Source organism: Listeria monocytogenes (genome assembly GCF_041765605.1).
GTDB lineage: Bacteria > Bacillota > Bacilli > Lactobacillales > Listeriaceae > Listeria > Listeria monocytogenes_D.
Window position 1 is genome coordinate 95,067 of the sequence record NZ_CP168900.1, and the last position, 17,395, is coordinate 112,461.

Below are 17,395 nucleotides of genomic sequence, written 5' to 3' on the forward strand. Positions count from 1 at the left end.
CTATCGCTGATTGAAGGTGCTGATATTGAGTGAATTTGATTTAAAAGAATATGTTAAGCGCGGGTGTGCAATCACTTGGAATGACCCCGCGCTCGATGAGCAAATCGAAGAAGCAAAAGAGGACCTGCGAGACATTGCAGGTGGCTCTATTGATTTCAGCAAACCTGGCAGTGCTACGCGTTTACTGAAAAACCGCGTACGATATGAGCGCAACGGTGTGGGTTCGTTATTTGAGTCTGACTATCGCTCGGAATTGCTAAGGTTCCAGCTTAAGCAAGGACTAAAAGGCGGTGCTGTGAATGACTACTCAAGCGAGAACTGATGTATTCAACGACGGATTGCTTGCGTATGGAAGCGTAGAAACAAAGCGAATTAAGGGGAAGGCTGTAGGGAAAGTGTTTTCTGAGGCTGGCAGGCTTTACTTCGCCTTTATGGAAGCCCGCTCCTCAGATTATGCGCTAGCCGAGGGCGACAATATTTCTATTGATTTAAAGGTCAAGACCCCCTACGAGCCCGGTTTTTCAAAACAAAAACCAGGTCAAGTAGTCCTTGAGGGTGAGCAGTATGACGTCGTAAGCTTAGACTGGGATGCTGGGAAAACGAAGCTCTTTTGGTATCTACAGAAAGGTGGCGAATAACATGCCTTTTAACCCAGCCGGTATTGATGATAATTTCATATACGACACCTTAGCCTCGGGAGAGATACCTGTTTTTAGGGGCTGGCCAACAACGGAGGAGATACAGAATAGTAAATACCATTTTATATCTTTTAGTCGAGAGGGCATAGAAAAGGGCAGTAGCCCGGCTTCCTATATTGAGAGGGTAGTAGTTTCTTATGTCTCGCCTTCCACTTCTGAAACCGCAGCAGATTTAGAGGATATAATTGACGTGCTTGTGAGGATGGGTCTTAATTTTAGGGATTCTACTGAGGATACACTGCTGTATAAGGATACCAAAGAAGAATACACAGTAATGCAAATTACTGTAACAAGACCGCGTTTATACTCTAAACAGGAGAGCGATGTAAATGGTAAGGTTTGAGCTTGATGCCAGCGACCTAGAGCAGTTACTGAAAAAAATAGCTGATTCCCCTGGTGACGTTGAGAAAGCAATAAACCAGTCTCTTGAAAAAGAAGGTGCACCACTTGCGATTGAGGGCATCATAAGACGTATGCCTGTCAGTCAAGGAGGGGCTAAAAAGGTAAGAGAGAAAAGTCATGCAAAATTCTCTAACCCGCTAATCAAAAGGATGGAAAATTTAGGTTTTGAAATAGTGGCGAAAGGTGGAGCCTCAAGCAAAAAAGGCTCTTTTGGGTATTTAGCCTTCCCTGACGAAGGGCGAGGCTCATCTAATCTCATCGCACAACACTTCTTTAATGAGGGGATGACAGATAGAACACCTCGCATACTAGAAGCATTAAACGAAGCCCTGGACAGGGCAATAGAATTTTGAGGAGGAAATATAAATATGGTAGTTAAAAAAGAATATTTTGCTTACGATTTTTCCAATGTGCACTGGCTGAAAGTGGATAAGGAGGGCAAACTAGGAAAAGGCGTTCTCTTCGGAGAGTTTTCCAAATTTGAAGGGGAGGCATCGATTAAAACCGTAGCACGAAAAGCGGAAGGGGTTCCCGTGGAAGAGGTCAGTAAACCGGAAATGATGGAGGGAACACTTACGGGACATATCCTCCTGTCCGTCGCTCGAGAGCTTTACGGTCTAACCACACAAGGATTACAAGAAGGCATCTGGGCGTATGGCTCAAACTCTAAAACAGCAAACTTTGCTTTAACAGCAGAGGAGCGCGACATGTACGGAGAGCCTCATTTACTTGCATTTCCGAATGTATCTGTAACTGGTGGCATTAAGTGGAGCTTAGAAAACGGCTCAGAGGAAGTTGCAGAAATTGAAATCCCAATCAAAGCAATGCGTGACTCAAGCGGTAACCTTCGATACGACGCATTAGCAAGTGAGGTTACAGATGAGAAAGTGAAAGAGAAATGGCACACTGACTTTAGCCCAGATATGGTCAAAGAAGACTATACATTTCCCAGTTAAGCCCCAGAATTTGAGAGTTTCGGCGTTTACGGATGACTCCATCACGTGGGCGTGGGACTCAGTCGAAGGGGCCTCTTTTTACAGAGTCTATTTAGGGGGAGCACTAACACAAGAAGAGACAACCGATACCACATTTGTAAGTACTAATTTATCACCAGAAACGGTATACAGCGCTAAGGTTTCAGCTGTCTCAAAATACAACAAGGAAAGCGAAGTAACAGAAGAAGTAAGTCAGAAAACAGCTGTTATTGCAGCAGAATAATAACAACAAAAAGAGCCTAGAAATGGGCTCTTTTTTTTACTTGGAAATGGAGGCTAAATTGTATGGCTCAAATTGAATTGAAAAATCACGGAATGGTTGATATAGATACACAGCTTACAGCAGCAACATTTATGGACTTGCAGGATGAGGGCATTGTAGACAAGGACTTTTTAGATAAGATAGTGAATGCTACAGCAGAGGCAGATTTACCACTGCGACTTAAACTTAACACATTGTATGCAGCATATCGAGAAGCAAATAAAGTAGAATACTTGAGTTACGAGGAGTTTATCCGCTCTTATCAGATAGATTACATCCAGTTAACATACTGCATAGGTGCAGTAATCACAAAGCAGGATGTTGAAACATTCAGCGGATTTGCTGACTCACTTATGAAAAAAATTCCTAAGTCAGCAGGCAGTGCGGGGAAGTAGCTTTCCCAAAAGTCACATTTGGGACTGTAGAGGACTTATACAGCTATTATGTTGATTTTTTTGGGATTAGTGAAGAGGTATTTTGGAATCGTCCATTTTTTCAATTAAACAGATATGTGAAAAATAAAATCGCAGTAGACGCGTGGAAACAACATGTGCAGAAGGAGGCGGCAAAGTAGATGGCTAGAGACAACGAAAAGAAAATAAAATTTAAGGTTGATAACCAGCAATACAATGCTGCCATGAAACAGATGAATGCGGATACTGCGAAACTAAATAAAGAGTTTCGATTAGAGCAAGAGCAACTTAAAGAAACGGGTTCTGCATCAGATAAGCTAGAGAGCCAAATGAGTAAACTTGCGAAAGAGCAAGAGCTCACAGGCAAGAAGATAGAGACAACAGGGCAGCATCTTGATGAGGCTAAAAAGATTTTTGGAGACAATTCCAAAGAGGCGCAAAATCTAGAGAAGAAACTGCTGGATTTACAAATAGCAGAGCAACGTCTTGCTAATCAATCAATAGATACAGCACGAAAGATAGAGTTGTTAGCTAAGTCTGAAAATGAAGCCAATAGCTCATCAGCGAAGCGAAGACAAGAACTTTCAAAACTTGAGAGCGAGCAGGATAGGCTTTCACGCTCAAATGAACGACTTGACCAGGAACTGGAGCTACAAATAGCCACAATGGGTGATGGTGCGAAGGAAACGGACAAACTGAAAGCTTCTCAGATGGTTCTAGGAAAGCAGATGGGGAACACTGCGAATCAAGTGAAAAACTTAGAGCAGCAGCTAGAGCTAGCTAAAAGAGAATATGGAAAGAACTCGCAGGAAGTTGAAGCGCTGGAAAAGGAGCTTTTATCGGCCAAGACCGCTTATGCAAATTTTGGTAATGAGCTAGATAAGACTAATAAAGATTTGGGTGTTTTTGGTGTAAAGACAAAAGCAGCGGGAGAGAACATCTCTAAAGCTGGGGCAGGGATGTCAGCTGGCATCACCGTCCCCGTCCTTGCCATTGGCGCAGCTTCTATACAAGCTGCTGAGAATGTAGCGGACTCACAAAGTAAAATCACAGGCGCATTAGGTGCGACAGAAGCCCAGACTGCGGAGCTTTCAGCTACTGCTCGGACAATCTACTCTAACGGATATGGTGAATCACTAGAAGAGGTAACAGACGCTCTCACAAGAGTTAAGTTGAAAATGAGAGACTTGGATGGCAAAGAGCTAGAGCAAGCAACAGTAACTGCTATGAACTTAGCCGCAACATTCGATGCAGACGTCAACGAGGTTGTCCGCGGCGGCGATGGTCTGATGAAAAATTTCAAAATATCATCAGAGGAAGCTTTTCAGAAACTTGCTTGGGGTGCACAAAATGGCCTTAACTTTTCTGATGAGTTGTTTGATAACATCTCAGAGTATGCCCCTCTGTTCAGTCAAGCCGGATTTTCTATAGATGAAATGTTCGCAATTCTTGACGCAGGGACGCAAGAGGGTGCGTATAACTTAGACTATGTCAACGACCTGGTGAAAGAATTCGGTATACGCATTCAAGATGGCTCTAAATCAACTACAGAAGCCATGGCAGAGATGTCTGGCTCGACCAAAAAAATGTTCAAAGAATATCAAAAAGGTAAAGTTTCTGCTGCGGAAATGTTCAAGGCAATTGGCAAGGACTTGAAGGGCATGGATGACCAGCAGAAGGCGACGCAGCTCGGTACCGCTTTGTTTGGTACAAAGTTCGAGGATTTAGGCAATAAAGCCGTGTACGCTATGACAGACGCTCAAACAGGCTTAATGGATACAAAGGGCGCGCTAGATAAGCTCAATACATCCGCAGAAAGTAATCATCAATTGGAAGTGGCCATGCGTGCACTGCAAGATGCCATCGCAGATATAGGTACAGCACTTGCACCAGTAATGACAGAAATCGCAGGCGCTGCAAAAGAATTTGCCTCATGGTTTAAAGGGCTAGATGATGAGACTAAAAAGCTAATCATCGGACTTGCAGCAACAGCCGCAGCCATTGGGCCAGTTACTGCGGGAATCGGACTTTTAATGATGACGCTCAATCCTATCAGTGCAACTATCGCAGGTGTAGGACTAGGGATTTTGGCCGTGGGTGGGGCGCTAGTCGCTGTTACATCTGCACGTAAAAAACACGACGAAGAAGTCACTAAGTCAATCGACAACGCTGTTCTCTACGGTGAAGGCGTTTCGAAAGGGACTCAAAAAGCAGGTGAGTCTTTTGTAAAAATGAAAGACACCGCGCACACTAACATGGCGCTGATGAAGACAGCTACAGTCGAAAATGCAAAGCAGATGTCCAATGAGGTAGTCGAGGCCTACTCAGGAATGGCCAGCAAGGCTATAACGGCGCTTGAAACATATCGTAGCAGATTAACGACCGAGATTGATACCATCACGAAAGGCACAGGTGAGGTAGGTAAGAAATCAGCAGAGAAGGCGACTAAAGAGGTCAATGATTCTATTGATAAAAACATCAACAAAATCAAGGGCGCAATGGACACTGTATCAGCTCTAAAGGACAAGTACAGTGGTAATCTGGCACAAATGACCGCGGCTGACCAAAAACGCTATAGTGAGGCTACACTGATACTAGATGAGCAGCTCAAAGTCTTCTCTAAATCAGTTGAGGACCAGGAGAAAATAGCCAAGGCTGCGAGTGCTAACCAGGACACTATATCAAAATCCTCTTACGATAAACAGCTAGAGACTGCTAAAAAAGCAAGAGATGCCTCAACTAAAGAGGCAGAAAAGTATTATAAGAAAACTAACACAGACTTGAAAAAAGCGCTAGCAGATGGGAACATCAGTCAGGAAAGCTACAATCAATTAACAGCGAGCAACAGTAAGCTACTTGCTGAGAATAGCTATAAAGCGCAAAAGGTATTTGCCGGTACAAATAAAAGTCTTGCGGAGTCCGTCAAAAATACGGGCGATGTAATACTCGAGTCTGGTACAAAATTAAGTCAGCTTCAAGTGCAGCAGGCAGACGGCACTATCAAATATTGGTCACAGGAGAAAAAGACCTATATAGATAAAGCGGCTATGCAAGAAGAGATTAAAGCAAAAAATGAGGCTTACATTGAAAGCTTAACTGACAATAACAAAGAGGCTGAGGGCAGCCTAAAAGAGTTTAAAGATAACCTTGTTAAGTTTTACATGGAAGCTGGCATGAGTGCTGAGCAAGCAAAGAAACAAGTTGAGCTTGATACGCAAGGCATGGTTGACTCTGTAGATGCTTCCGGTAATAAAATTGCAACACATGCAACAACGTTAAGCGAGAAGTTCATTAAGGGGCTTAATGAGAAGAATGCAGATATCCCAGCCACCGCTAAAAAATGGGGTCTTGACCTTGAATCAAATACTAAAATTGATTTGGGTAAAAATGGAAACAAGACCGCTAAAGAGTTTTTTAAAGCGATACAGGCTGGCGGTGAAGAGGCACTACCTATGCTGCAATACTTCTTTTCTAGCAAACTGGAGTCTATCACCGCGAAGGATTTGTCTGATGTTGGTAAAAAGGACATGGACACCTTACGCGAGGGGCTATCAGCTGGTGCTATTACACTGGACCAGCTGAAAGAAAAATTCGGTGCATCTATGCTGAATATATACAGCGACGATTTATCTAAAGTAGGGCAAGATAACATCACTACTTTACGAAATGGGCTGGATACAGGAAGCATTACGCTGAATGAGCTTGAAGGAAAGTACAAAGCGCAACTCGATAAAATCTACGACAAAGACCTGACAAAAATCGGTAAGGACGATATCGCTACCCTAAAAGCAGGTATGGACCTCGGACTCCCGGGCGTTAACAATTACCTGACTGGGTTAAAATCAAAAATTAAAACAGACACAAAAGTAGATATAGCTGGAGTAGGTAAAACGAATATTGATGGACTGGTCAATGGCTTCCAAAATGGTAAAGTCAATGTTAATCAATTTTTAGCAGGGCTACGCGAACTACAGAAAAAAGGTAGTAAGCAGGATTTGTCTAAAGAAGGTAAGGATAATGCGGAGTCCTTCGTTGATGGAGCTAACAGTAAAAAACCAGCAGCCAAAAACGCGGGCAAGGGCGTAGCTAATAGTGCGAAGTCGGGTGCAGGTTCCGTTTCAGTTAAGCAGGAAGGTAAAAACTTTGCGGACGGGTTTGCCTCTGGTATTAACTCTGTAGCGGGTGAAGCTGCAAAAGCCGCAGCTAATATGGTGAGCAACGCGATATCAGCAGTAAAAAAAGCACAGAAATCCGCCTCGCCGGCCAAGAAGCTGGTTCCTAAAGGTGGCGATTTTGTAGATGGGTACGCGCTCGGGATTGATAAGAATGCAGATAGCGCGGCCGCAGCCGCAGCTAGCATGGCCGAAGGTGCCATCGATGCCGTAAATGGCTCGCCAGCCATGTCATATCAGCAGAAGATGCAAGAGCTGGCGACGAGCTTCAATGCAACGCAGAACTATATCCAGTTTCAGTTGAATGGCTTAACTATACGCGAAGAAGCGGATATTAACAAACTAGTTGACGCGATTGATGAAAGGCTAGGTGACAAATATTGACGACAGCTTATAGGACAATATCATATAGAAATAGCGCTGGGGAAATTGCTGATTTTTCCATGCCCTATCAGCAATTTCTGTACAACATCGAGGGCATGGGATTTGCATATGACAACACTGTAGAAGAAAGTAATTACTCAGACCATGTCTACGTTGCAAACACGAGACTAGCGACAGCCGATTTCACAGGAGAGCTAAGCCTTTTAAGCATTTTCGGGGACAATAGAAACATCTATGAGAACCAACGTGAATTAACGAGGATTTTAAACTATGACCAGCTGATGCGGCAGCAGGGCGCAGATGCATATGGAACACTTATTTATAAAAACGCATCTGGTATAGAAATGTTCTCAAGAGCTTTAATTAAGTCCTTTAACTTCGGCGAAATTGAAGAGGACGGAGATGAGCTAAAAGTTAAAGTGTCTTTTGATCGAATTTCAAAAATGTGGGTTTCTGCAAAGGCCAAGAAGGTAACTATAAACCTTGAAGGTTCAGACGAGGCTCACAAGCACCCCTACTCACATCCTTGGACCCATGGTCAGACTTACAAGGCCGGTTCTGGAACAATCACAAACATAGGTGGAAATCATTTTGCAAAGCTCATTATAAGAATACACGGCGAGGTCTCAGCTTTCACGCTAACTATAAAGGATACTACATCAAGATTTCAAAAGCGCATCAAGTACGACGGCAATGTTAATCAGGGAGAAACACTCATCATTGATAACTTTGATATGTTCGTTCGAAAAAACGGAGTTAACTCGATAGCCAATTTTGATTTGTTTGCAGCGGACCCACCTTTTTTTGACCTTATGCCTGGAGTTCCATACGCGATTAGCGTAGACAGTCAGAATCTTCGGGGCTCCGTTGAGGTAGATATATATGAAACGTGGGTGAGTGCATAATGCTCACGTGTCTAGTGTTCGATAAATTGTTGAATCAGAAAGATATTATCAGCATAACAGGAGGCTCTTTTACGGTACATGTGTGGGACTGGCAGTCATTTGAAATCAAAACTAGGTCGAGTAACGTGCAAACAGATGACTTCATCACTGTTCTCGATGGGAAAGAGCCTATATTTTCTGGAGTAGTGAAGCAGTCTCAAGAGAGCAGCGGAGTTTTTACCTATTCAGGTTTTGACCTCCGGCTAATACTTGATAGAGTACAGATGAATTATTTGCTTAAACGAAGCCTAGTAAGTTCTGCTGTATACACGGGGGGCTCTTTTGCCATTCTAAAAAACACAATACAACTAGCTTTTCCCGCTGCAAACATCATTGCACAGGTAGACGAAGATAGGACTACCTTTTCCCTCTCGCCGCGTATGCAAACTGCCTTCGGGTTTCATCGTTCGAATTGTGTTTCTAACGATATCACTTACCAGCTTTTTATTGTATCTAACAGAAGACTATTACTGAAGGGCAAATATCTGCGAGACAAGCGCCGAGAGGTCGTTTTACTAACGGATATCACGCACACGCAGGGCGAGGTAATTAGGAATACGAAAGAAGCTTATAATCAGATACTCGGTCTTGGCTCAGGTGAGGATAACAATCGGGATTATCACTTCATAGATAATAAGGCAAGCACCGATTATGCGAGCTGTTTTGTCTATGATATCCGGGAGAACATTACACATGCTGAGCTAGTTCAACGGACAGTAGCAAAGCAAAAAGAGCTACAGTTTGAGTACACAGTAAAGTTCTATACGCTTAAGAACAATGTTGCTCAGCTTGGTCAAGAGTATGATATTGGCGACTATGTGAGCTTTAGAATGCAAGACGGCGCTTTAGTAGATGATTTAGTTTCAGCCTATACAATCAACATCGATAAAGGAATTCTATCGCCGCGCTACGAGCTAGAGACAGGTATCAAAAAAGGCTCACTCACTGCAAAACTAAAAGATTTAAAAGAAGGAGGTTATAAATAGGTATGGCGATTAAAACATTCAACTATACAAATGATGCGTATATCGAGGCTGCTGACACACGGGCGGAGCTGGGGGCCTTCGTTGGAACTTCTCGTAATGGCTTCTTTGGCTCTATCACACAAGTCGGGACTACAAACAGCTACACAGTGAAGGCCGATTCTGTGATATTTGTAGGGGGACTATGTGTACGAGTGTTATCAGACGAAGTGTTTGACCTCACCACTGCGAAGTATATTGTTGTCGAAACAAGCTATCAGACGATTACAGATGCCTATACTTGCATGATTAAAGCAGTTACCTTGCTTGAGGAAACGACCATGGTAGGGGCTGTTAATAAACATGTACCGATTTTTCAAAAGGGAATAGGCGTATTGAACGAGGGCAGAGGCCTAGCAGACGTGGTTAAGAAAATGAACCGAGCCGACTGTTTCTGGAGCGGCGGGAGTTATCTTGATGAAGGTCACAAATTCAGTTATCCAAATTTGAAAACAAATGACTATCAGATGCTGTACCTTGTATTCTCTCATTATACGCCAGGAACAGGTGCAGACGATTGGGGTTGGCTGGTTTACCCTGTACCAGTTCCTTTTATTGCGGCACATCAAAGCGCGGGGCACTCAATTCCCATCATGGTCGAAGATACTACTAAGGTTATGTATAAGTATGCGTACATCAGCCTTACGCAAGTTCAGGGGAGTTCGAACAACGTACGCGTCCTTGACGGCGTAAATTTTAGAACTAAGTGCTTAAGAGAAATATGGGGGGTGGGTTAATGAAACAATACTATGTTCTTTTAAATGCAGATGGGTTTATCACGGTTTGGTCATCGGAGAAGCAAGAAGGGTTTTTAAAAATCGAAGCAAGCGAGGATGACTTCAACAAGCTAGATTTTGTACGAGTTGAAAATGGTAAGGCGAAAGTCGACGAACAACGCAGACAGCAGATTATTAAAGAGTACGAAGCTAGCACATTAACTGAAATAGATAAGCTCAAAATGCAAAATATCGAATTACGAGACAGCATCCTAGACCTAGCTATTATTGTCGACGGTCTAGGAGGTGAACTAGAGTGAGTGCATTAGTTAATTTATTTGTTGACGCCATTCTTGATGAAAACTCAGACAGAACGATAAACGATGTACCCAATTCGATTCGTGCGAAAGTACAAGCGCGTCTTGACGAGTACTACACAGCACAAGCAGAGCAGCAAGAGGTTGAAAGCGCAGAATAGCGTTATTTTTAAGAGAAGAAGGTGTTAGAATGCCAAAGGACATGTTAGAACCAATACAACGCTGGGAGTTCGAAGCCCTAAAAAAAGAAGTAAAACAGCTATCTGAGGATAAGGCCTCATTATCAGCAGAGCTAGACAGCTTTGTAAAAGAGCGCGAAAAGGATAGAAAAATGAGTTTGAATGTTATTACAGGGGCTCTGGCATCTCTGCTCGTAGGCATACTAACTTTCTTGATAACGAGGGGGTTTTGATATGCCATTTAAACAAACAGTAGAATTCAAAGGAATTGCAGTGATAGAGTCAGGTGTAACGGTTTTTGGGGCTTATGAGGTTGTCGCGCTTCTTTATAACCCTTCTCTATTTGATAATCAGGTGTCGGAATCATACGAACTGCTCGCACACTTCATTCCAGAAAATGTGTGGGCTTTTATTTTCTTAGCGATGACCCTTCTTGTAGGAGTAGGAACGTTGCTACAAGCTCATTATCGAATACGGTTAGGACTTGTTATGCGTATGTTAGGGCTGATACTTGCAGCACTGATAACAGTGTTTTTTGCAGTCGTGTTTTTATTCGACTTCCCTAACATCCTGCCAGGCGTATTAGTTGGTTTTGCTACGATTGTGGCATTGGGGTTAGTTCAAAATTTCATAAAAAGATTGTGAGGTATGATGATGAAAATTAATTGGAAAGTACGAGTAAAGTCTAAAGTTTTCTGGGTATCAGTTATTCCGCTGGTGTTAGTCCTTGCGCAGCAATTGCTCGGCTGGTTTGGTGTGACAATTCCTGCGGATACGATTAACAAACAAGCATTAGATTTTGTAAATTCAGTGTTCTTGCTGCTAGGTGTCCTAGGTGTAGTTAATGACCCAACCACCCCTGGCGCAAGTGATAGCGAGCTAGTTCAAAATAGAAAGGATGAGGAATAATGAAATTTAGCAAAGGACAGAAAGTAAAAATGGTTGATACAAATAGCGTAAAGAATGATAAACAGCTAGATGAAACAGCTAAAAACATCATTGATAAAAGTAATTACAAAGGAATAATTACAAAGACAGTTCGAGGTGAAGGAGATAAAGATTTATTCTTTGTCTCTTTTTATATTGATAGCGAAAGAATAACTCAGGGATTCCGAGAAAATGAAATCGAAGGGGTGGAGTAAGAATGGCTACAGTTAACGGGGTACTTTTTAGGCAAAATCTAGTCTCTAGCTCAAAATATGGCATCAAAGCGCCGAACCGTATGGATGCAAAAAAAATTACTGTACACAATACGTACAATGATGCTACAGCACAAAATGAGACAGATTACTGTAAAAACAACAATAACGAAGTTAGCTTTCATGTTGCAGTAGATGATAAAGAAGCCATTCAAGTTGTGCCATTCGACCGTAACGCCTGGCACTGTGGTGATGGTGGAAATGGATATGGAAACAGGAATACCATCGGTGTAGAGATTTGTTACAGCAAATCTGGAGGTTCCAAATATACAAAATCAGAGCAAAATGCAATCAAGTATATTGCAGGGCTATGCGTACAGCAAGGAATTGCAGCTACGAAGGATACCATTAAAAAACATCAAGACTGGTCTGGGAAGTATTGCCCGCATCGAGTTTTAGCCGAAAAACGCTGGCCAGCGCTACAACAAGCGATTATAGATGAATATAAGCGTATTACATCTAAAAATCCAAACCGGCATTCTGGGGCAGTAGTGGATAGTGTACCTATGCTATCCAAAACGGACTTTAAATCAAGTCCAGTTCGTATGTACAAGGCAGGGACAGCGATACTTGTTTATGAGCATAACAAATACTGGTATAAAGCCTATGTCAACGATAAATTATGCTATATCTATAAAAGTTTTTGTGTTAGCAACGGCAAGAAAGATGCGAAAGGTCGTATACCTGTTAAGATTAAATCCGCGAAAGATTTACGGATTCCGGTTTGGGATAATACACGGCTGAATTCGGGGAAAATTAAGTGGTACGCACCTTACACAAAACTGTCATGGTACGATAATAGAAAGGGCTATTTGGAGTTGTGGTATACGAAAGATGGATGGTACTACACAGCTAATTATTTCTTAAAATAAAAAAAAACATAGGGGGCAACAAGGATGGCACAAAAGAACATTGTAGTAGAAAGCGGAGTCAAAATATACACAGATAAGACATACAAAAAGGTAGTTACAGAGTTACCACGCAACGCCATTTTTAAATACGAGAGTGGCGGATATTGTTTATTTAAGACTATTAAGGGGTACACAAATCGGGCGCATTGGACATGCCCCGCGATCTCGGGAAGTTACGTTATTGCACTGGCTAAAGTAACTCAAAAGCTCGCAGAGAGCGTTGGGGGCAAGGGTGTTATCAAAATTACCCGAGGTGAGATTGTACGAATTGACCCGTCCAGTTTGAAAGCTGGCTATGTAAATTGTGCTGTTTTCAACGACACATGGGAGTGGGGATTCAAGATTAAGCTAGCAGATGTTAAACGATGCGAGACCCTAACATACAACTCTATTGCAAAACTATAAGCAGAAAGACCTCCTAGCGCAAAGCTAAGAGGTCTTTTTTTTTTAAAATTAGTTTAACTCACTTTTTAAGATGATTGATTGCATATCATTATAAAATTCTTCTTCATCTTCATACTCTTTATTCCAGCCGTTTTTGAAGGTAGATGCAAACTTTTCAGCTATAGACTCATTTTTGCTTTCAGAAATTACGTACTCATTTCCATCATTATCGACATCAATGATTAGCTTGGTGATGCTATTGTCATCCGTCCCTTCCAATCGTACTGCATAGTCTTTGTTTTTGATTTCTCTAATCAGTTCGCTAATATTCATCTTTTCCACCCTCTCCTCGAATTTAATTAAATCATCTAACACCTCGCCCGGTGTCTCTCCAACGGCTTCACTTATCTTCTTAATGTTTATGACCGATAACTTGTTCAGAGTTGTTAAATCCGCTGTTCTAAGTGTCGAGTCGCTTAAGTGAGACTCTTTTGCCAATCTATACAGCGTCCATCCTCTATCTTCAGCGTATCTTTTTAAATACCCAGCCATTTTTACTATGCCTCGCTTTCCATTATTTTTAAATCGGACAAGCGTTCCAGATTAGCTAATTCTGTAAATAATTCTGCAATATTTCTGCTTTCAAAGCCTGCACTTCTGATACCCCGATTTTTCCATCGCTCAAGCTGCTTCTTAATCTCTTGCTCTTTTTCTGCAATTTCTTTAAACATGTAATCATTTTTCATTCAATTCACTCTCTTTCTTGTTTTAATTTTTTTAGCAGTGTTCGATTGTGATTGTGTCGTTTATGGCATCTTCATATACCGTAAATTCGCCAGTTGCATTTAAGTCATTCATGAGATTAAAAGTATCTCTATCTACTACATTTATTACTACTTCATAACCTTCTTTTAAATCCTCTATAACTTCAGTTAAGTGTCCATGCCCCCATTTTTCGAAAATAGCTTTTATGTTTGTCATCTCTCATCCATCCTTTGTCTGTTTTATATTTGATGTCCTTGCTACATTTATATACTATCACGTTGTGCCGTTATAGTCAATAGTTTTATTAAATTTATTTTAAAATAAAAAAAAACACCAAACCGAAGTCTGATGCTTTTTTCCTTACATTTCATAATAAGTAGTTAAAAGTTGTATCATTTCGCGCTACCCACGTGGGTAGAACATGGGTAGCGCGAAACATCCATTAACATCTATTAACGTCTATTAAGCGTTTTATCAAACTAGCAAATCGCATATTACCGCCATTAACAGCTATTAACATCTATTAAGAGCCATGCACAAACTGAACTCTTAATCAGCGGGTCGGGGGTTCGAAACCCTCACAACCCATAAAAAACAAACGCCAGTGACTGTTAAAGTCGTTGGTGTTTTGTCGTTTTTACGGGGAAATTGTTAATAATTTCAATAATAAGCTGATTTATTTTTGGTTTTTTATCAAAATGGCTTCAGAATCATTGCAACCCATATTTGAAAATGAGCTAAATGTTTTTATGAAATCCCAAACAGAAAAACCAACCTTCACCCAACAGGAGCTAACATGAAAAAAATAAAACAGCTAACTAATCAATTATTTACATCAACTATCTTCCTAATCACCATGTTATTTATCATACCCCCAACAGTTGCGATAGCTGATGGAAGTAAAGTGAGTTTTTATGAATATATATATGGGGCACCTTTAAGATGGCTAACTGTAATTAGTACAACAGAGAAGAAAGGTGCATTTTTGGAGATGTTTTTCTCGGAGAACGAAGGAATAAATATCCAATGGCTCAACCTAATAATAAACTTTCTCCTAGTTTTCCTTGTAATAATAATTATCTTCTCACTAGCAAAAAAGTTTTACAATAAAAAGAACGCCTAAAAAAGACAACCCATAACAGGTTGTCTTTTTCTATATTATTGAATAAGAATTTCGTTAGCATCATTCGCTTTTTTAAATATAGCAACAATTCCTTCTATAAACGATACAATGGAAGGAATACCAGTCCAGCAAAATACTATGTAAAGAACGCCTTGACCGTTTTTTCCTGCTAAAAATTTATGTGCACCGAATGTTCCAAGCAAAAGAGCTAAAGCGACATAAACCCATTTATTAACTAGTTTTCCTTCGTTTTGTCCTGAAAACCGAATTTCTGTGATAACAGTTTGAGTTTGCTCTTGTTTTTGTTCTTGGGCCTGCTCTTGGTTTTGAGAGGTATTGTTAACGATATTAATGTTAGGATTTTCACTAGTTTTTTCGACTTTTTTATTAACAATTAGTTCTTCCCCGTGTTTATAAACTTCGACTTCATCTCCAGTGTCTGGACTAAATGTAAAACAATCTAATAAAACGTCAATTGTTTCCCCATTATCCTTTAGTACTATTGCAGAATCACTTTCAATTTTAATGACCTTTGCCATATTCCTTCTCTCCCTTTCTCTATATGCAGTTGTAAATTGTCTTTTATTAAACATGAGAAAAATTTACTATTTAATGTTATCATAAAACGTTAATAAAAGGCATATGCAAAGAGAGAAAAATTAATTATTTTTGAAGGAATGTAATTATTTTTTTAAATACAAGAAAATTAAGGTCAGCTAAACATCCAGCTTCGCAACCTTCTCCTCATAAATCCCAATCTTCCTAACCACTGTATCCAAATTTTTCTGCAAGTTTTCAATCTCTTGCACCAAAACAATCTTCTTCTCTTTCAACATATTCAATCGTTCGGAAATGGTGCTGTCGCCTGCTGCGCGCCAAATGGTGTATTGTTTTAATTCTTTTATTGATAATCCGGCGCCTTTTAAATGTAGCAAAAATTTCAACCAATTGGCGTCTTCTTCGCTGTAAGTGCGCAAGTTGTTTTTGTCGCGTTCAGGGGTTATTAATCCTTCTTTTTCGTAAAATCTCAGGGTGCTACTGGGGATGTCAACTAGTTCGGAAAATTCACCGATGGAAAAGGACATCTTATCACCTCATCTGTGTATTTTTCATAAGGATACCACTTTTTATAGGAAATAACTATTTTCCGATGCGTTTATTTTCGGCAGCTGAGTACCTGTCACCAACTATTTCAATCTGAGATAAAGCAGTAGCTATTTTTTGTCGTGCTGCATCATCAAAATGAATTTTAGTGGCGGCGATATTTTCTTTTATTCTACTTTGTCTTGTTGTTCCGGGAATTGGGACGATCCATGGTTTTTGGTCGAGAATCCAGGCGATGGCAAGCTGAGCTGTTGTGACATTTTGCTCGTCGGCTATTTCTTTCATAAAATCGAGCAGCACTTGGTTGGCTTTCATGGCTTCTTTTTGGAATCTTGGTAGGCCGCCGCGGTTGTCATTTTCAGTAAAATTAGTATTGATATCAAGCTTACCAGATAAATAGCCTCGACCGAGAGGACTATATGCGACAAGGCCGATGCCGAGTTCTTCTAAAGCCGGAAATATTTCCTGTTCGGCTTCTCGCCACCAGATGGAGTATTCACTTTCCACTGTTGCTAGACGTTCTACTTTGTGAGCTCGTCGGATGGTTTTGGCGCTTGCCTCGGAAAGCCCCCAGTGTAGAATTTTTCCTTCTTGCTTTAACTGCTTGATAGTTCCGGCAACTTCTTCAATTGGGATAGAAGGGTCAATTCTATGAATGTAATACAGATCAATGTAATCAGTTTTTAAGCGTTTTAGCGATCCTTCCACTGCTGCTTTGAGACTTTCTGGGCGGCTATCAACCTCGTTATTTAAACCATCGATTTTAAAGCCACCTTTCGTTGCAATTTGAACATGATTTCTTTTGCTAGACAAAGCTTCTCCTACAAGTTCTTCATTTGTATAAGGACCATAAACCTCGGCGGTATCGAACATTGTAATACCAGAATCCATTGCGGCGCGAACGACTTCTATCATTTCATTCCGATTTTTCGCCGGACCACGATGATAATTGAGCCCCATACAACCAAATCCGAGTTCTGATGTAACTAAGCCAGTCGTGCCTAATCGTCTCTTATCCATAAGAATGCACTCCTTTTAAAATTGGATTGTTAAAATCTCTAATTTAGCTTATCAATTAAAGTTAACTTTAAGTCAAATAATAACAATCAAGCTTAAAGTAATAAGGTTTGCGCAATTTGGTAGTAAAAATGACAATTATACCAATAGTCTTAAGTCTATATACTCATTAAAAAGCAATGAAAGAAGCAAAAATCCAAATATTAAATTGATTTTCGCTTCTTTTTTAGTTATTTTGCTATTGTTTTAGGAAATAGTTTTTTTCTTGCCTTTTTTGTATAAGTAAGATTTATCAATGATTTTAACGATTTTTAACAATTTGACCAAAAGATAAATGTTACGAAAAATTGTCGAAAAAAATGGATTTTCTCGTAAATTAAGCGTAATT

At 40.7% G+C, this 17,395-nt stretch carries 26 protein-coding genes; 20 read left to right on the forward strand and 6 right to left on the reverse strand.

Translation table 11 applies throughout. The annotated features are described in order from the left end of the window. Window positions 1–16 precede the first annotated feature (16 nt). From AB2Q86_RS00495 to AB2Q86_RS00585, 19 genes are all read left to right on the forward strand, one after another. Window positions 17–322: a hypothetical protein gene (locus AB2Q86_RS00495; protein WP_231846856.1), complete on the forward strand. Its 306-nt coding sequence runs from the start codon at window positions 17–19 to the stop codon at window positions 320–322. Further along, the gene (locus tag AB2Q86_RS00500) at window positions 300–638 is read left to right on the forward strand and encodes a hypothetical protein (protein WP_014588981.1); all 339 of its coding nucleotides are present in this window, start codon (window positions 300–302) and stop codon (window positions 636–638) included. The genes AB2Q86_RS00495 and AB2Q86_RS00500 overlap by 23 nt, the downstream gene beginning before the upstream one ends. Before the next feature lies 1 nt (window position 639). Beyond that, complete coding sequence (locus AB2Q86_RS00505) at window positions 640–1,041, forward strand: hypothetical protein (protein ID WP_041176475.1); 402 nt, start codon at window positions 640–642, stop codon at window positions 1,039–1,041. Beyond that, window positions 1,028–1,453, forward strand: a complete 426-nt coding sequence (locus AB2Q86_RS00510; RefSeq protein WP_012582169.1) for a hypothetical protein — start codon at window positions 1,028–1,030, stop codon at window positions 1,451–1,453. Before AB2Q86_RS00505 ends, AB2Q86_RS00510 begins: the two co-directional genes overlap by 14 nt. Before the next feature lie 15 nt (window positions 1,454–1,468). After that, window positions 1,469–2,056, forward strand: coding sequence for a hypothetical protein (locus AB2Q86_RS00515; protein WP_012582168.1), 588 nt, complete (start codon window positions 1,469–1,471; stop codon window positions 2,054–2,056). 10 nt (window positions 2,057–2,066) lie between these two features. Further along, window positions 2,067–2,318 carry a plasmid partitioning protein gene (locus AB2Q86_RS00520; RefSeq protein WP_012582167.1) on the forward strand — a complete coding sequence of 84 codons (252 nt, stop codon included), beginning with the start codon at window positions 2,067–2,069 and terminating at the stop codon, window positions 2,316–2,318. Between the two features lie 62 nt (window positions 2,319–2,380). Further along, complete coding sequence (locus tag AB2Q86_RS00525) at window positions 2,381–2,752, forward strand: hypothetical protein (protein WP_012582166.1); 372 nt, start codon at window positions 2,381–2,383, stop codon at window positions 2,750–2,752. Between the two features lie 179 nt (window positions 2,753–2,931). Then, on the forward strand, window positions 2,932–7,326 hold the full coding sequence (locus tag AB2Q86_RS00530) for a phage tail tape measure protein (RefSeq protein WP_012582165.1): 4,395 nt from the start codon (window positions 2,932–2,934) through the stop codon (window positions 7,324–7,326). Next, window positions 7,323–8,231: a hypothetical protein gene (locus AB2Q86_RS00535; RefSeq protein ID WP_012582164.1), complete on the forward strand. Its 909-nt coding sequence runs from the start codon at window positions 7,323–7,325 to the stop codon at window positions 8,229–8,231. The genes AB2Q86_RS00530 and AB2Q86_RS00535 overlap by 4 nt, the downstream gene beginning before the upstream one ends. A gap of 125 nt (window positions 8,232–8,356) precedes the next feature. Further along, window positions 8,357–9,256, forward strand: a complete 900-nt coding sequence (locus tag AB2Q86_RS00540) for an aspartate-semialdehyde dehydrogenase (protein WP_231846848.1) — start codon at window positions 8,357–8,359, stop codon at window positions 9,254–9,256. Between the two features lie 2 nt (window positions 9,257–9,258). Next, complete coding sequence (locus tag AB2Q86_RS00545; protein ID WP_012582162.1) at window positions 9,259–10,029, forward strand: hypothetical protein; 771 nt, start codon at window positions 9,259–9,261, stop codon at window positions 10,027–10,029. Next, window positions 10,029–10,328 carry a hypothetical protein gene (locus AB2Q86_RS00550; RefSeq protein WP_003768842.1) on the forward strand — a complete coding sequence of 100 codons (300 nt, stop codon included), beginning with the start codon at window positions 10,029–10,031 and terminating at the stop codon, window positions 10,326–10,328. Before AB2Q86_RS00545 ends, AB2Q86_RS00550 begins: the two co-directional genes overlap by 1 nt. After that, entirely contained in the window at window positions 10,325–10,486 is a 162-nt protein-coding gene (locus tag AB2Q86_RS00555) for a hypothetical protein (protein WP_012582161.1), read from the forward strand. Before AB2Q86_RS00550 ends, AB2Q86_RS00555 begins: the two co-directional genes overlap by 4 nt. A gap of 29 nt (window positions 10,487–10,515) precedes the next feature. After that, window positions 10,516–10,737 (forward strand): hypothetical protein, encoded by a 222-nt coding sequence (locus AB2Q86_RS00560; protein WP_014588982.1) that lies wholly within the window; start codon window positions 10,516–10,518, stop codon window positions 10,735–10,737. A 1-nt stretch (window position 10,738) separates the two neighbouring features. Beyond that, a complete protein-coding gene (locus AB2Q86_RS00565) occupies window positions 10,739–11,149 on the forward strand; it encodes a hypothetical protein (protein ID WP_003768869.1) in 411 nt (136 codons plus the stop codon). Window positions 11,150–11,158: 9 nt separating this feature from the next. Beyond that, window positions 11,159–11,413 (forward strand): phage holin, encoded by a 255-nt coding sequence (locus AB2Q86_RS00570; RefSeq protein ID WP_014588983.1) that lies wholly within the window; start codon window positions 11,159–11,161, stop codon window positions 11,411–11,413. After that, a complete protein-coding gene (locus AB2Q86_RS00575; RefSeq protein ID WP_012582159.1) occupies window positions 11,413–11,646 on the forward strand; it encodes a hypothetical protein in 234 nt (77 codons plus the stop codon). Before AB2Q86_RS00570 ends, AB2Q86_RS00575 begins: the two co-directional genes overlap by 1 nt. A 2-nt stretch (window positions 11,647–11,648) precedes the next feature. Further along, entirely contained in the window at window positions 11,649–12,575 is a 927-nt protein-coding gene (locus tag AB2Q86_RS00580; RefSeq protein WP_012582158.1) for an N-acetylmuramoyl-L-alanine amidase family protein, read from the forward strand. A gap of 24 nt (window positions 12,576–12,599) precedes the next feature. Then, the gene (locus tag AB2Q86_RS00585; protein WP_014588984.1) at window positions 12,600–13,019 is read left to right on the forward strand and encodes a hypothetical protein; all 420 of its coding nucleotides are present in this window, start codon (window positions 12,600–12,602) and stop codon (window positions 13,017–13,019) included. A 48-nt stretch (window positions 13,020–13,067) separates the two neighbouring features. On the opposite strand, the gene AB2Q86_RS00590 is transcribed toward AB2Q86_RS00585, so the two are convergent. From AB2Q86_RS00590 to AB2Q86_RS00600, 3 genes are read right to left on the reverse strand one after another with little or no spacing between them, the layout of a single operon-like run. Next, complete coding sequence (locus tag AB2Q86_RS00590; protein ID WP_014588985.1) at window positions 13,068–13,550, reverse strand: AcrIIA4 family anti-CRISPR protein; 483 nt, start codon at window positions 13,548–13,550, stop codon at window positions 13,068–13,070. A 5-nt stretch (window positions 13,551–13,555) separates the two neighbouring features. Next, entirely contained in the window at window positions 13,556–13,744 is a 189-nt protein-coding gene (locus tag AB2Q86_RS00595; RefSeq protein WP_012582156.1) for a hypothetical protein, read from the reverse strand. A 31-nt stretch (window positions 13,745–13,775) separates the two neighbouring features. Next, window positions 13,776–13,979 carry a hypothetical protein gene (locus tag AB2Q86_RS00600; RefSeq protein WP_012582155.1) on the reverse strand — a complete coding sequence of 68 codons (204 nt, stop codon included), beginning with the start codon at window positions 13,977–13,979 and terminating at the stop codon, window positions 13,776–13,778. A 580-nt stretch (window positions 13,980–14,559) separates the two neighbouring features. Here AB2Q86_RS00600 and AB2Q86_RS00605 point away from each other — a divergent pair. Further along, window positions 14,560–14,886: a hypothetical protein gene (locus tag AB2Q86_RS00605; RefSeq protein WP_041176476.1), complete on the forward strand. Its 327-nt coding sequence runs from the start codon at window positions 14,560–14,562 to the stop codon at window positions 14,884–14,886. 35 nt (window positions 14,887–14,921) lie between these two features. Here AB2Q86_RS00605 and AB2Q86_RS00610 read toward each other — a convergent pair whose 3' ends face one another. The 3 genes from AB2Q86_RS00610 to AB2Q86_RS00620 all read right to left on the reverse strand — a co-directional run bounded on the left by AB2Q86_RS00610 (window position 14,922) and on the right by AB2Q86_RS00620 (window position 17,010). Beyond that, window positions 14,922–15,425, reverse strand: a complete 504-nt coding sequence (locus AB2Q86_RS00610; RefSeq protein WP_003728958.1) for a TM2 domain-containing protein — start codon at window positions 15,423–15,425, stop codon at window positions 14,922–14,924. 177 nt (window positions 15,426–15,602) lie between these two features. Continuing rightward, a complete protein-coding gene (locus tag AB2Q86_RS00615; RefSeq protein ID WP_012582154.1) occupies window positions 15,603–15,971 on the reverse strand; it encodes a MerR family transcriptional regulator in 369 nt (122 codons plus the stop codon). Window positions 15,972–16,026: 55 nt separating this feature from the next. Next, window positions 16,027–17,010, reverse strand: coding sequence for an aldo/keto reductase (locus tag AB2Q86_RS00620; protein WP_012582153.1), 984 nt, complete (start codon window positions 17,008–17,010; stop codon window positions 16,027–16,029). Between the last annotated feature and the right edge of the window lie 385 nt (window positions 17,011–17,395).